Source organism: secondary endosymbiont of Heteropsylla cubana (assembly GCF_000287355.1).
Lineage (GTDB): Bacteria > Pseudomonadota > Gammaproteobacteria > Enterobacterales > Enterobacteriaceae.
Genome location: NC_018420.1, coordinates 16,626 through 33,589, shown reverse-complemented (window position 1 = coordinate 33,589; position 16,964 = coordinate 16,626). Strand labels below are relative to the sequence as shown.

Genomic DNA, 16,964 nt, shown 5'->3' with positions numbered 1-16,964 from the left:
CCTTTTATATAAAACAAGTGCATGAAAACTCACTAATCATTTTAATTTGTATATAACAGAGCGTTATTAATTAATTATTAATTTTTAATTGAATTAATATTTAATAAGATTATTCTACTGTTACGGATTTAGCTAAGTTTCGGGGGTGATCAATATCAGTTCCTTTAATTAGGGCGATATAATAAGCTAATAGTTGCATTGGTATGCTATAAAAAATAGGTGCTACGCTCTGCGCTATAGTTGGAAAAGATATAACTTTCATATTTCTTTTTGGACTAAAACCAGCATTTTGATCTGAAAATATATATAATAGAGCACCTCGTGCACTTATTTCCTCAATATTAGATTTTACTTTTTTTAATAGTTTATTGTTTGGTGCTATTACAATAACTGGCATATTAACATCAATTAATGCCAGTGGACCGTGCTTGAGTTCTCCAGCAGCATAAGCTTCTGCATGGATATAAGATATTTCTTTTAATTTTAACGCTCCTTCCATCGCAATAGGATAGAGTTCGCCTCTACCTAAAAAAAAGGCATTTTCTTTATCGAAGAAGCTTTCCGCTATAATTTGAATAGATTTAGATAAAGAAAGTATATGTTTAATATGGGTCGGTAATGTTTGTAGTGCATTCACAATATCTGATTCTAGCCATTTGCTCATACCACGTAGGCGACCAATACGTAATACCAGCATTAATAATACTATCAGTTGCGTAGTAAATGCTTTAGTAGAAGCCACGCCAATTTCGGGTCCTGCCCGAGTCATTAGTGCTATATCTGATTCACGAACTAAAGAGGAATCTGTAACATTACAAATAGCCAGTGATCCGAGATAGTCCAGTGTTTTTGTTAATCGAAGAGCAGCGAGTGTATCAGCGGTTTCGCCAGATTGAGATAGATTGATTAATAAACTTCCTTGGCGGACTACGATTTTTCGATAACGAAATTCAGAAGCAATTTCAACATCACAGGGTATGCCAGCTAACGACTCGAACCAGTATCGGGCTACCATTGCAGAATGATAAGATGAACCGCAAGCAATAATTTGTATATGTTTTAGCTGTTTCCATATTGCATTTTTATCTTCATTTAATTCTGTAAGGATTACTCTTCCTTTTTTGACACGTCCTTCTAGAGCATTTGTAATTGCTTCAGGTTGTTCAAAAATTTCTTTCTCCATGTAATGCCGAAAAATCCCTTTATTTCCGTAGTTGTATTTGATATCAGATTCGATTATTGGTCGATGTACAATTTGGTGATTCTTATTCCATATCTGAACTGTATGGCAAGTTATCTCTGAAATATCACCATCTTCAAGATAAATAAAGCGTCTTGTGATTGGTAGTAACGCTAGTTGATCGGAAGCTAAAAAGTTTTCGCCAACACCTAGGCCGATAACCAATGAACTACCAGAACGTGCTGCGACTAATACATTAGGATTTCTAGCATCCATTATAACTGCCCCATACGTGCCACGGAGGGAGCTGACTACTCGTTGCATTACCGCGACAAGTATACCGTTTGTATGGGATTGCTCCCAATGAATCAGGTGAGCGATGACTTCTGTATCAGTTTCTGAGATAAAAGTATAACCGCATGATCGAAGTTGCTCACGTAAGAGTTTATAATTTTCTATTATGCCATTATGAACAGCAACGATATTTCCGGAAATATGTGGATGAGCATTTCTTTCTGTTGCTGTTCCATGAGTTGCCCAACGGGTATGGGCAATTCCAGTACTTCCGAATAATGGATTAGCATTTACTGCATCGGTTAAGTTATTCACTTTTCCTACGCGGCGTAGGCATTGTAGGTGCATGTTTTTATCTAGAACTGCTATTCCCGCAGAATCATATCCACGGTATTCAAGACGACGTAATCCTTCTAAAAGAATTTCGACAACATTACGTTGCGCAACTGCGCCTATTATTCCACACATCTCATTTATCCCTGATTAAATGGAAGTTACGTGTTGTGATGCGATAGAAAAATTTGATTGCTGCATCATACAGCAGTTTTTTTCTTTTTTATTAACATGAAAGATTAGAAATCTACCTGTAATCAAGGTATGATTTCCCCCCCCCCTTTTTTTTATGTTTTTTTAATGGGTCGTTTCCAGTTAGGTATAGGGAATTGACGTATGCGGCTGATAATCATTTCATCTTTTAAAACATCTTGTGTGACAGTGGTAGATGCACCTATAGTAGCACCGTGGCCAATAGTTACCGGTGCTATCAGTTGGGTATTAGAACCAATGAAAACATTGTTCCCAATACAAGTTTTATGTTTATTGGTTCCATCATAATTACATGTGATAGTTCCAGCCCCAATATTAACTTTTTCACCAATTTCGGCGTTTCCTAAATAGCTAAGATGACCAGCTTTTGAGCCTTTACCTAGTCGTACTTGTTTTAGTTCTACGAAGTTTCCTATATGCACCTCTTCTTCTAGTTCACTGTTAGGTCGTAGATGAGAAAAAGGGCCGAGACTACTGCGTGCCGCTACTCGAGTTCCTTCAATGATTGTATAAGGTTTTATGATCACATCATCACCTATCAACACATTTTTTAGAATGCATCCGGCTCCAATGATCACTCGATCACCTAAAGTAATTTTTCCCTCTAGAATAACATTTTGATCAATAAACACATCTCGACCATGGTGTAATTCACCGCGCAGATCGAAACGATCAGGATCTGATAAGGTTATACCTGCTAATAGTAGTCGCTCTGCTTGTTCTTTTTGAAAACATCGTTCTAGTCTAGCAAGCTGTAATCGATTATTTACGCCTTCTACTTCAGTTTTTCGATTAGGTTGTACTGTATGAATTTTACAACCTTCTTTCCAGGCTATGGAAATCATGTCTGTTAAATAAAATTCGTTTTGTGCATTCTTGTTAGTTAATCGGCTGAGCCAAGATTTAATGTCTTTAGCATTAGCAACAAGAATGCCAGTATTTATTTCTTTTATTTTTTTTTGTTCTTTATTGGCATCTTGATCTTCAATAATGCCAGTGACTGCACCATTAACACGCAAGATACGGCCATAACCTCCAGGGTTATTAAGAGTAACTGTGATTAGACCAATCCCCCCTGGAGGTTGTATTATAAGTAGACGTTGCAGTGTTTCGAGAGAGATAAGAGGTACGTCGCCGTAAAGAATTAAAACTGTTTCTTTGTCTTGCAGGTGGGTTAAAGCTTGGTGAACGGCATGGCCAGTGCCGAATTGTTCACGTTGCAGCACCAAATTTATAGGTGCACTTTGTTTAGCACAATGTTTACGCAAAAGCTCACCACCATGACCGTAGACTAGATGAATATAAGCTGGATGAAGCTTGATAACAGTGTCTATTACATGTTGCACTATCGCTTTTCCTGCAAGAGGATGCAGCACTTTTGGTAAATCAGAAAACATACGATTTCCCTTTCCTGCTGCAAGGATAACTACGTTTAATGCTCTATTTGACATGACTATCTTAATAGAACCCTATTTATCAGATTATTAGAATAGTGATAGTTACAGCGGTTTTTCTATATATTCTGCTATTCAAGGATCTTGAATAAGCGATTTACATAAGTTGAGGTTATGTAATATAAAAATATTAAACAGTATTATAGCAAGAAATTGAAAATACAATATATGTATGTTAATAGGGGGGAGACCCTCTTTAGCGATAATATAAGGTTGCTGCTAACTCCATAACTCCTGATTTTATTTTAGTAAAAATTTTTTAATTAAACTTGATTACTTTCTATCAGATATTCATCTTGAAAGAGATTGATCTTTTATCGTATAAAATTCTATTAATTAATAGTCTGTAATAAAATTAATACTTGTTGAAAAGTTTTCTTTTTTTTTGAGTTCAATAACTTTGATTTTTATTAAAAATATACTAGATCTGACATTGCTGGTAGTCAATAGTATAATGATTGTATTGTAAATAAATTTAGTAATTTAGTTTCAATTAATTTAGATTGATTATTAACAAGATGCTAGTCCTTTTTTTTGTCTATCATCCCTTTATCTTAGTTTTTCTACAAATAAGAAGTGTGGTTTTACGATTTGCATATTATAGTTGTATATTAATTAATATGGTTGTATATAATCTTGCTAAATCAAGATAATTTTTTATTATTTATGATTGATAAGAAGAAGTTGATTTCTCGTAGATTCTATTATGTCATGTAAGTGATGTTTTTTAAAATTTTTAGTGAAATTTATTATTTAAATCATATCTAATATTGCATTTTTATCTTATAGAAAAATAAATGAGCGTATTTGTTTTATTTCATACGTGAAAAGATAATCAAAGTACTACAAGTACAGTTGTTTATGCTTTTGTTAGTCTATTGAATGAATTTTATTATATAAAGTAGACATGAATGCACAATTGACATGATGGTTAAGAAATAAAATGAAATAGATTATTTTTAATTTAGTCACAAAAGTTTATAGAGGAAATTCGGGTATTCGTGATTTTTTTTCTAGGTAGTTTATTCTAATTGATGATTTCAAATAACTTTAGTTTTTTCTATGAAGATAGATATGGAACTTTAATATAAATATTATGTCTTTATTTAGATTATTACTCAATATTGATACCTATTTTAGAAAATAAGAATTATAGATATGTTGTATTAAATTGATTATTAAATAATGTTGTTTTTTTAGTTAATATAATTAATGAAGAAATTTTATTTTAAAGTTTAGCGTTTTAATATTTTAAATAAAAATATTTTATTGTAATAATTTAATGTTGAATTGCATTGAATCTTAATTACAAATCAAAGATTTTAATTCGTTATTACAGACATGATAAGGTTTTTGAATTTTATCTGCTTGAAAATCTAACATATTGATTAAAGTTGTTTTTATTTTGCGATAATTATTTGTTAATTTAAAGATTCACTAAAGTTTTATTATGTTGAAAAAACATAGATAAATATAGTATATTAAAATTTAATAAGAAAGATCAAGATAAAGAATTAATAATAACAATATAAAAGATAGATTTATGTTTAAATATGAAAAACTATCAGTTATATTTAATATAATCAATACATTTATTATTAAGATAGATTGTTCTAAAGATTTCTTTTAAGACATTGATTTATTATAGTTAAGTGAATTTATAAAGTTTTTAACTTTGTAAATTTTTAATAAAATTGTAAATATCTTTGCTATAAAGTTATAAATTTTAATGAAAAAAATAATTATCGTTAAATTTTTTTTATAAAGAAAATCTTTTGTTTTCTTGTTGAATAAATTTAGTATACTAAAAATTAGTAAAACCGTTTTATATATCTAATAACTTATTCGCTTTAGTTAAGTAGTATTATGTTGTTTGTTAATTGTGAGGATGTTTTTATTACATTTATTTTTATTTATAGATGAATAGTTTTATTTTTTATTTTTATATAATATAAAATACAAATATCTCTTAATGATTTGTTTATATAAGGATTCTATTTTTTCATTTATCTACATTTATAGGAAAAATAGAATTTTAATATGGACTATATTATTATAATATAGTATAATATATATATATATTTAAATATGATATATATATTTTTTTGCAAACGTTGCGTGTTTATATGATTAAGAGATTAATCATAATTAGTTATACTAACTTATATTATTAAAGATTGAGAGTCTTTATCGGTTGTGGTCTAACTAAAATAGGCTATTTATAAACCATTTTATCGTCAGATATATTTATTTAGAAGTAAAATGATGTTTGTATATGCACATATATTTATTTAAAATAATAATTGAGAAAAATGTAAATGTATTAAGAATGTTTAAGTCAACATAAAAATATTCTTTGATAATAATAGAATTAAAAAAAATAATTATTGATATAACAGAACTTGATTTTTTTATTATATATTACGTAGTTTAATACTATTATGCAATATAATTTTTAATATGATTTAATTAACATATAGGTGTAGAGAATGTAATTAATAAGATTATCTATGTCATTATTTTTCTTAAATCAGGAGGTGGAGAGAGATAAAATGTTTCTCATTAGGTTAAGATAAATTAAACAATATTAACCTGCCTTCTTTATAATAATTCGTTCAATATAGTTAAAATTATTCACATTTTTTATATGTTAGCTTACGATGTTTATAGAGTAATATTAAGTTTAATATGAATATGAAATTTTAGAATAAATTTAGTTGTATTTAAAAAATCTCTAATTTAGTGCATTAATATCTAAAACAGTTAAACATCAATTTAAAACCTATATAAATAATTGCATTATTTTACTTGGATATATAAAACTTGAGCACAATATGAAAGCATAAAAATGTTTTTATTTGAATATCAGAAGAATATATTGATCTTGATAATAATCAACTTATTAAAATTAAACACCAACCATTTTTTTATATCTTTTATAGATAAAATTTTACAGAAATTTATAAAAAAATTTTTGTTAGGGCAATAGAAATTATAATGTTTCTGAACATAGAGAGATACACATCTTTAGGAGAAAAATATGACAACGTTAAATAATTCTTTCTAACTTGACAATAGATTTGATTGTTAAGCGTTGTCTATATTATTACAATATAAATCAGTGCTATCAAATAATATATTAATACCCTGAACTTAAAACAAAGAAATAATTTACTATACTGCAAAAGTTGTCTTTGCTTCTTGTTGAAGCTGAAGACATAAATAGTAGGATTGCATCCTATTTAAATTAATATAATTTTATAAAAATAAATTAATTCAAGAATAAGTATTAAGCTAGCCTTTAAGATATACCAGTAATCATTATAAATGAAATTTTTAAGAATTAAGATGTGATAATTTATCTAGAGGGTATAAGAAAAACAAAAAATTAATTAAACAAGATTAGGTAAATTATTAGTTGTTCATAAAATACGGTTGTCGTGTTGTAAAATATTTCTAATGAGATAGAATGTATATTTGCATTATAAAAAAACTATATCTAGTTATGATGTTTGATAATATTTTTAATGCTTATAGTTAAATTATTACATAATAGTAATGTATATGTTTTTATTTGATTTAACATTGATGATATTAAACAGAAATATTGCAATTATGGAATAAATTAAGACTGTTTGCAATAAAAAATCGTAGGTTACTTTGATTCTTAAAGATAGTGCTCAAGCAATAGTAATTGTTTTATAAAAGGTGTTGGGATGTAGTGATGGTAAGATCTATTGTTAAGATAAAAAAATATACACATATTTTCAAATATATAAGTTAATAAGAAACTGTGTGTTTATAAATAAAAAAATAAATGATTCCAACTTTTTTAAGTCTTTTTTTTGTAAAAAGTAAATATTAACATAGAATTGTTTTTTTTACAAGGGAAAGAAAGTTAAGGTACAATAATTTAACATGTTATATTGCTATTTTTTATGAAATGTTTGCTAATTATCTATTGTTATCGTAATAAGATAGAGTTTTTTTTAATTTTTTTACCTAAAACTTTGATCACTTCCCTGTAGATAAATGTATATTGTTCTTTATAGTATAAATGTAAATAATTTTATTTTAGACTTTTTTTTGTGATGTCGGTATAAGAGTGAGATTTTTTTAATAAAACTGTTTCTGGATTTACATATAGTTATTAAAATTATCTACATAATATAAAAAATCCATAAAATATCTATTTGGTAGTATATGGATTTCGATAATTATTTTAAAGTGCTCAAATCTATCTCTCTTTAAGAGCTTTTAACATTCAAGATTTAAGTTTTACTATTAAGTAAATTATTTTATTAATTCTACCTTAATCTATGATGCTAAAGGTGTTTTATTAAGTCGATAGTAGTCTTTAGATTTCCATCTAGATTAGATTTTTTATAAACATATTATCTATTTAAATTATATTAAATAAACCTTTAAAATATACTATATGATAAACATCACTTTATTTTTTTTCGTCCATATAAAACATTAATTTTATATTAATAAAGTGGTGCTGTTTTTTATTAATTCTAGTAAAATTTATTGTGTTGCTTAGTTAAATAAATGAATATCTTAAAATAAGATGATTAGATATGCTGCTTTCAAAATCTTTAATCTAGTAATTAAAAAAATAAATCAGGTGTAATTAATTCAGTGCACATAGCAGATAGAATATATGGGATGGGTGATAGGAATAACAGTAAAGTTTTAAGACTTATATTGTTGATTAACATATTTAGTAGAATTGAATTATTCAATGATTTTAAGTTATCTGGGAGAAAATGTAGATAAATGATATTTATCGTATATTTAAATTTATTACATCAGATTATAAATATGATATAATAGTTAGTATTATAATTCTTATATAATGAGAATTATATAGGTGGTGAGTTATTCTCCAGTAGAGAGTAGATTTCATCGGAAGGATTATTCTATTTCTATTTTAGATATCGAGCGTATGCCCTACGAGTTAGATAAAAATTGCTACAGATATAATATAAATATATGGTTTTTTAAAATATTGTGCAGATTACTGAAGTGTTAATATAAAATTTTTTATGAATTACAAATAAACTCACCTTGTTATAAATGACGATATATTTCTTATCAGGGAGCTAAAATTGAAATCAAAATATTTTTTAAGTTGTATAAAAGTAAAAAATCATTGTTTTAAAAGGTACATTTAAAAAAATCGCACTATTAGAATTTTATAATAGTATCCTTACACTGAACTATGAGCAATAAAAAATAACACAATGATTCTCGTCGTTGCATGCCCTACTTTCTTCGATATTTTTATTGCATGACCTCGATAAAGATTAGTGATTTTTTTTAATTTAATAAATTATATAAAAATTTTTACATAAAAAGTTTTTTCTTTTAAAATAAAAGTTTATAAAAGTTGTTTGAAAATTTAATAGAATATATATATCATTATGTTTTCAAGAACGCTGAGAGGCTCATTTTTAAAAGTCGTATATACGATTTAAGATTTTTAGTAGTAACACTTCATTAATTAGATTGTGTTGTATAACAGATGATTGAATCTACATTCAATGTTTATTAATTATTCTAACGAAAGCAGCGCATATAATATATATTTGTTTTGGATAAACAACTATTATGTTGTATGTATAAAAGATATAATTTAGTTAAAGATTTATTATGTCAACTTATATGTAAATATTAATAAATAAAATTTATCATTATGTTAATAATATAAAGTATAATAGTAATTGTATTACTAATTTTTATTGTTTAGTTTTTTCTAAAGATCTAAGAAGTAATTTTAGAAGATATACAATATTGAGGATATCAGGATTGAACTTATGTTCAGTTTGATATTAATTATTTCTCATTTAACACGTATCAAAATTTTTTTTGGAGTTTAAGTTTGTGGACTCTTAAATAAAAGTATGTTAATTTTTCAGTGAAATATCTAATAGAAGAACTAAATGGAATTTGTTTGCTTAGATATAGAGTTAATCGTTTGATTGTCTACATCTAGATATTGAGTTTAACTTTATTAAAGTCTCAAAAAATAAATAGAAAATAGTTTATTAATTTTAATCAATATTTAAACTTTTACATCTAATAAGTTTGTTTTTTTAAAATTAATTTAATAAATGTGTTAGAATATTATCAATTATAATAGAAGTATTCAATATTGCATTATTTTGTAATTTTTCTTGTTTATATTTAATGCCGTTATTCAACAAATAGCATATCTTGATAATGTTAAGGTAGATAATATTTAATACTTATTATGACTAAACATCTTTTTAACTGTATGTTTATAATTTGTTTAATTGTTTTTTTTTTGATCAAAATATCATTGATGATATTGTTGTTATGCTAACTAAAATGATGGGAATTCAAGATAGAGTAAGAAACAGGAAAGGTAAGTAAATAGCATGAAAAGTGAATTAAGTCTTATAGGGTTTGGATTAATCCTTTTTGGAATTTCTGGTTGTGGTTTAAAAGGTCCACTTTACTTTCCCTCTCCCAACCAAAGTATGCAAAAGCATGAAATAACATCTGCACCTTTGTTACGTTAATAATAATTTTTTTGGCTATTTTATTAAAAAACATAACTTAAGAGATTATAAGAAAACAGTTTTAATCGAGAGTTGACTTTTTCGTATTAGAGGTGCTCTCTATATTATAAGATGTTAATGTGAAGTAGGAATATAGGAATCTCTATAATAAACGGTTTAAAAATGATTCTATGATCGTAGATCGTATAATCTAAAATATTTTTATCTAGAATGATTTCCCGTCTATCAGATAGACGTTGCGAAGTAGGGCTTTCGTGTTGGCAGTTAGTAGAATCAACCTATGATTTGGAGTTAGATTTTCATTATCGTGTTTTTAACCCTTATGGCCATGAAACGAGGAAGTTAGGTGATAGTGTTCGTTGTTTTTTTTTGGGTTATTCAGATAAAAAATTTAATAAAAAATGTAAAGTTTAGAACAATACAAAAAAAAAGCGACGTATAATATTAAGTACAATAACAGTCGATATAACATAAATTAATATGGGTAAATTGTATTTTTACGAATAAAAAGTGTTTCTCTTATAAAGAGCATATTAAAAAATGTATTATGTATGAGGATCAAAATATTTTTCGCTTTATCATTGCTTATCTTAATGACCTGCATTATCTAATTTGTGTAGATAGATTCATAGATAATGTTTTAATCAAAATGTTGGGTTCATTTTTAGAGAATTATAAAAGTTTTTAAGAAAGAGCTAATGTCAATATTATTTATATTTTAATAGGAAATCATATTTATTTTCGGATTTATAAATGTGGGGAGTTGAAATGAATATCAGTTTTTGTTATATCGGAGTTTGCATTACGGTTGTGGTAGGAATTTTCTAGGAGTTGGCGTTTAGAAGCAGATCGTATAGAAATAAAACTGATAGGTGCTCGATGGTGCTATTTAGTCGGAGTGGGATTTAAGTATGTTCTCTCCATAAGAGCTGAAGTTATTTATATTCATGATAAATATATTTGATATTTAGTCAATCTAGAGAATTAAAAGGGTTGATTATCTAAAATTTATTACTAAAAAATTATTTTTTTATAATTTTATAGTAATAAATTCTCATAGTTCTAAGAAAATTGATAGAAGAAATAACATGCTATTAAGCAGATTTATTTTAAAATAATTTACACATTCTTCAAAATTTCAAAGAATATTGTTTTTTTTAGTAGCTTTATTGCTAACACGATTGTATATTTTTTTATTTATAAATGATATAGTATATTTACTATGAAATATAGGTTTTTTAATAAAGATTTTTAATAAACATATAGCTTCTTTAGCAAATTTTATTGACTAGAACGGTTTATTTATAAAAACGGTATTTTACGTATATTAAGTTAATGGTATTTGTTGTCTATATATTTCGGTTATAGTTTAATTATTCTTAATCTTTATTTCTTTTTCTTGACATTTCTAGTTAGTTTAAGGATAAGCAAGTATGTACGCTCTTACCTTAGGGTAGATGTTTAAATATTAAGTTTTATTATTTTCTTTGTGAATTGGAGTACAAAAATTTTCTAATAAAAAAAACAAACATAACTAATTATTATAAATAATAAAGTCATTTATTATAACATATTTATTATTAATAATGATGACTAATAAAGTTAATAGCTAGATTAATTTTTATAAAAAATTTATTTTTATTTTATGAAAATAAAAATTTGAAAATTATTAATAGATCTTTGTTTTAATATTATTTCACTATAATTAAACATAGTTGAATCGGATTCAAAATATTTTTGTATTAAAAATATAGCAATATTTAAAGAAACTAAATTGTTCATTGTTAATATTGAGTGATAATCGTTAGATTTTTTATTTCGTTTTATTGAAAAGTAGACTTTTCTATATAAAAATATAAATTTCATATTGTTAAAGATAAAAGCAATACTATTATAAAGACGAGAAATATTAGAAGTAATTTAAAGAAAACAAGATCTAAAATTTTTTACATTTAGTGGTAAGCAGTTATTATTTCTAATATCTTAATATACCTTCCCCATAAAAATTAATAGACATTTCTTTAACATTGTCTTGCTGATCGTTTTATTATACAATATTTATTTTTTATATTAAAGATATTGAATTTTTCAGTTTATCTTTTTTCTGTAATTTAATAGAGAAATAATAAAGTTTTTTAAAACCTTGCTGTAAAATCATTTTTTATCAAAGTGATTATAAGAAAAAGTCATTTTCTTCGATTTTAGAAATTTGAGCTCTTGTAACCAGTAAGAGTGAGAATAAAAGTACAGTGTTTTTACCTTGCCTGTATCATAATTTCTTAATAAAGGTTTTAATAAAATATTAATTTATAAGAGAATAATCTTCTATTTATGTTCCGTTCTTCATGTTTTTCTTTACATAAGAAGTTTAGATTGGTAAAGATTTTTAATAAACAGCCTGATATAGATTACTTTTTTGTTATATTATGCATTGTTTAAGTGTGAAAAAGAATATAATAAAGTTGAAAATTGCCAATTAAATCGCATCGATAACAACTTAATGATTTAATAGCTTTGTTTGATAACAGGCAATTGTCTTATTAAATATAGAGATTCTGAGTCTAGATAGAAGACTTTGCATATTAGATGCTCGATTCAGGTGTTATTATGGAGTAATATAAAAATATTATTGAAAGAAAAAATAAATTTAATATATTCTTTTTAATATGATTAAAATTTATAGTTTATATATTTATCAAAATACTTATCATTTAATTCAAATTTCATGTGAAACTAGAATCTAGTAGAAAATAGTATAGTCTGTAAAGCTCATTAATAATAGTCTTTTTTTTAAATTGTTATTAAATATAAAGAATTATTGGTAAGTTTTATTACTTGTTTTAATAAAAAATATGGCAAAAATAATCCAGGATATTAGGTGGATCATAAAAATATTTAGATACTTATATCGTATAAAATAAAATTTGATCTAAAAGATTTTTAAATTATGTCCTATTTTAAATAGATCAGAGAATGCTTGTTAGTAAGTTTTGTTTTGATAAACATTGGATATAGATTACTTGATTAAACCCGTATGTAATCATTGATAATTCATTTTAAGTGTCTGAATATTATATTCATAGTGTTCAGTGTATTAGTTGTAAGGTTATTACTAATAAAGTGTTATGTTTCTTATATTTTATATCTATAAATTTAGGATTTTAATTGAATCTTGAATTCTATTAAAAATATTAAAATTTGTTTTTACCAAAAATATAAAAGTTTTATATAAATATACTTAGTTAATAATGCTTAGTTAATAACTGCTTAATGTTTAATAACTAAAATTTTTTAGTTCGTTGAGCATTCGAATCAGTTGTCATATTCATGCTCAAATAAATGAATTGAATGATCGTTTGTTTTTTTTGCATTATTTAGATATATTTTTTTTATGCGTTAAAAAAAAATAATTTTTATTTAGCTTTTTGTATGAATTTAATAGTGTTAGTTTCCTTTTTTTTTGGAGAGAAAATAGGTGTTTTTTATTTATACTAATAACCAATTAGTCTACAATAATAAAAAATTTATATAAAAATAAAATATTTATTAAAAATTTTTCTTTCTAAGAACAAGGTGATAAAAAGATCACCAAAAGTGGTGAACAGTGTTCAAACATATCAATAATTAGTTAATAAAAATTTGATTTAATAAAAAAATATTAGATAATCATAGATATTTTTAATAAAAAATTTAAAGGTGAGCTTTACAAGCAAATAAACACTGTTTATAGTGCATTTATTATGGAGGAGTGGTCGAGTGGTTGAAGGCACCGGTCTTGAAAACCGGCGAAGGGTTACCTTTCGTGGGTTCGAATCCCACCTCCTCCGCCATAATGTGGATAAGTGATACTTATTAAATAAATATATAAAATATTCTTAAAAAAGCATCTATCGAACATAAATAGGATTATAAAAATTTAAAAAAAAAAATAAAATATATTTAAAAATATACATATAATATCTATATTGCTTATTGATTGTTTTAAACATCTAATTTTTAGATCTCATTCCTTGGTATATGAAAAACTTTTAATTACATATGATTAATAGATAAAAAGATATCATAATTATGATATCTTTTTACTTTTTTATGTTAACTACCTTATTTTCTTAATCGAAATATATATATTTTTATACTTGATGCAAGTAAAATGGTAAATATAATTAAATATTAATTATTATAATTTATATTATTTGTATTTATTTTTCAAATAAAAAGGCATATGTTGTCGTTAATTATTTTATATGTTTTTCTAAAGTTACTTTAGAGTTTTATTTAGTCTTACTTTTCTTTTAATGGAAAAGTTATTGACTCATTAAACGATAATTTTAAAAAAAGTGTTATGAGATTGGTAGACACAGATGTCATGTTTCACACATGATATAGATATTAGACATTAAAGTTACATTAGATTTATTAATATTTTATCTCTGTACAAGATTTTAATTTATTTAATGAATCTTAGACGCGATTATAGATCGATTGTCAAGATTTATAAAAAATAAATTTTTACATCTTATTTTACTGAAATGTTTTATATTTTACTTAAGTAAAAACTGGTTTTATAATATTATTGGCGATCTTTCTAAAAAAGTGCAATTTTATTAATCTTATAGTCCGAATACTTTAATAGATATAGTTTATTAGACAATGCTAATATTAATATTGTATTATATTATAAATTTTGATTCTTTAAAATCAGGTTAAAGTTGGCCAAGGCAATATCTTTAACTCGAGTTTTTCAAGTATTTTAATAATTTCTATAAATTTGATAACTAATGAATAGTTATGATTTGATAGCCTTTTGAGTATTAATAATTTATTCACAAGACAAAATATTTTTAACAAATGAAACATAACGTTTTTATAAGTTGTAAAACCACCTAATCTTAAGTGGTGTTTTTCTCAGTTATTTACTATAATTGATAAGTCGTTAAGTATTTCAATACTAGCAAAACTCGGAGTTTCAGTCATTAGATCTGCTGCTGCGGTAGTTTTTGGAAAAGCGATAACATCGCGAATATTATTAGTGTTGGTTAATAGCATAACGAGTCTATCAAGACCAAAAGCAAGACCCCCATGCGGTGGAGTTCCATATTTTAATGCATTGAGTAAAAAGCTAAATTTTTTTTGTTGAACTTGTTCGTTGATCCCCAGTATCTCAAAGACTGTTTTTTGCATATCAGGTTGATAAATACGAATTGACCCGCTACCTATTTCATAACCATTGATCACCATATCGTAAGCGTTAGCAATTGCCGACATCGGTGATGTAGAAAGTGTTTTAGTGTCTAGGTTTTTTGGGGCTGTGAAGGGGTGATGCATTGGAGTGAGTTTACCTTGTTCATCTTCTTTAAACATAGGAAAATCAACAATCCAAAGAGGTGCCCAACGATCAGTACATGTAAGATTTAAATCATATCCCAATTTTATTCGGAGTGTTCCTAATACATCATTAATTAGATTTTTCGAATCTGCACCAAAAAAAATAAGATCACCATCAGTGGCTCCTGTACGTACAAGGATCTGTTCAATTACCACTTCTTCTAGTAGTGTAGCAAAAGGACTTTGTATTCCTTGTATTCCAGAAATGCGTTGATTTACTTTTATCCAATTGAGCTTCTTAGATCCACATGTTCCATTATATGAACTATATTCATCAATCTGTTTTCGACTAAGGTAAGCACCCCCGGGAACACGCAATGTAACAACGCGACAATTTGTTTTATTAGCAGGAATAGCAAATACATTAAAGGATACGTTTTTAACTAGATCAGCTATGTCAATTAACTCCATGGGATTACGTAAATCAGGCTTGTCGGATCCAAAACGACGTATAGCATCAGCATATGTTATTTGAGGGAAAACTCCTAAGTCAATTCCAATAATTTCATGCCATAAGTTACAAATTAGACGTTCCATTAATTTTCGGATCTGACTTGCTGTCATAAAAGAAGTTTCAACATCTATCTGTGTAAATTCTGGCTGTCGGTCTGCACGTAAGTCTTCATCTCGAAAACATTTAGCAATTTGATAATAACGATCAAAGCCTGATATCATCAATAATTGCTTAAACAACTGAGGAGACTGTGGTAAAGCATAAAATTTACCTTGATGAATCCTGCTTGGTATTAAATAATCGCGTGCACCTTCCGGTGTTGTTTTGGTGAGCAGAGGTGTTTCAATATCAAGAAAACCTTCCGTTTCCATAAAGCTGCGAATAAAGCTAGAAATATGCGCTCGTGTTTTTATGCGGTGAGCCATAATAGGGCGACGTAAGTCAAGGTAACGAAATTTGAGGCGGTTTTCTTCACTATTATTGTTATGATTATCAATGGGTGGTGGATTAGAGTAGTTCAGAATACATAATTCAGTAGCTAATACTTCAACATCTCCGGTAGCTATTTTTTTATTTCTTTGTTTAATTGGGCGGAGACGAACAATTCCGCTTATTTGAAGACAGAATTCATTTCGTAGTTTAGTGGCGAGAGCAAAGATATCTTTGTATTCGGGATCAAAAAATATTTGAACTAGACCTTCCCGATCACGCATGTCGATAAAAATTAGGTTACCTAGATCACGACGTCGATCAACCCAACCGCATAATGTGATTTTTTTGGTTATATGTGATAGGTTTACCTGCCCACAATATAAAGTACGCATATGATATCCTTGAAATTCATCCATGTGGTAGATGTAGAAATAATATGAGAAAGAGATTTTATTTATTAATGATTTTTCTGAGTTAAAGCAGATAACTAATATATTAGTTAATTTTAAATTATTTAAAAATAAAGACTTTATAAAAAAATCTTAAATTTAGAATAAGCTTCTTAGAGTTAGATGTACAGTAATTAGTATAATTAGCGTTTTTTAATGAAAACAAATAATGTAACCTCATTGTTTCTTATATTTAATAAATATTTATTAGAAAAAAAT

General features: G+C 26.1%; 5 protein-coding genes and 1 tRNA gene. 3 read left to right on the top strand and 3 right to left on the bottom strand.

Annotated elements, in window-relative coordinates; all coding sequences use genetic code 11:
• Positions 1-109: 109 nt before the first annotated feature.
• Both glmS and glmU read right to left on the bottom strand, forming a co-directional pair.
• A complete protein-coding gene (gene glmS, locus A35E_RS00060) occupies positions 110-1,942 on the bottom strand; it encodes a glutamine--fructose-6-phosphate transaminase (isomerizing) (protein ID WP_014888637.1) in 1,833 nt (610 codons plus the stop codon).
• A 152-nt stretch (positions 1,943-2,094) separates the two neighbouring features.
• Positions 2,095-3,471, bottom strand: coding sequence for a bifunctional UDP-N-acetylglucosamine diphosphorylase/glucosamine-1-phosphate N-acetyltransferase GlmU (glmU, locus tag A35E_RS00055; RefSeq protein ID WP_014888636.1), 1,377 nt, complete (start codon positions 3,469-3,471; stop codon positions 2,095-2,097).
• A gap of 6,410 nt (positions 3,472-9,881) precedes the next feature.
• Between glmU and lptM the strand changes: the two genes are divergently transcribed.
• The 3 genes from lptM to A35E_RS00050 all read left to right on the top strand — a co-directional run bounded on the left by lptM (position 9,882) and on the right by A35E_RS00050 (position 13,855).
• Complete coding sequence (lptM, locus tag A35E_RS03020; protein WP_014888635.1) at positions 9,882-10,025, top strand: LPS translocon maturation chaperone LptM; 144 nt, start codon at positions 9,882-9,884, stop codon at positions 10,023-10,025.
• 210 nt (positions 10,026-10,235) lie between these two features.
• The gene (locus A35E_RS03175) at positions 10,236-10,439 is read left to right on the top strand and encodes a hypothetical protein (RefSeq protein ID WP_014888634.1); all 204 of its coding nucleotides are present in this window, start codon (positions 10,236-10,238) and stop codon (positions 10,437-10,439) included.
• Between the two features lie 3,328 nt (positions 10,440-13,767).
• Positions 13,768-13,855, top strand: a tRNA-Ser gene (locus A35E_RS00050).
• A 1,075-nt stretch (positions 13,856-14,930) separates the two neighbouring features.
• On the opposite strand, the gene aspS is transcribed toward A35E_RS00050, so the two are convergent.
• The gene (gene aspS / locus A35E_RS00045; protein ID WP_014888633.1) at positions 14,931-16,688 is read right to left on the bottom strand and encodes an aspartate--tRNA ligase; all 1,758 of its coding nucleotides are present in this window, start codon (positions 16,686-16,688) and stop codon (positions 14,931-14,933) included.
• Positions 16,689-16,964 lie beyond the last annotated feature (276 nt).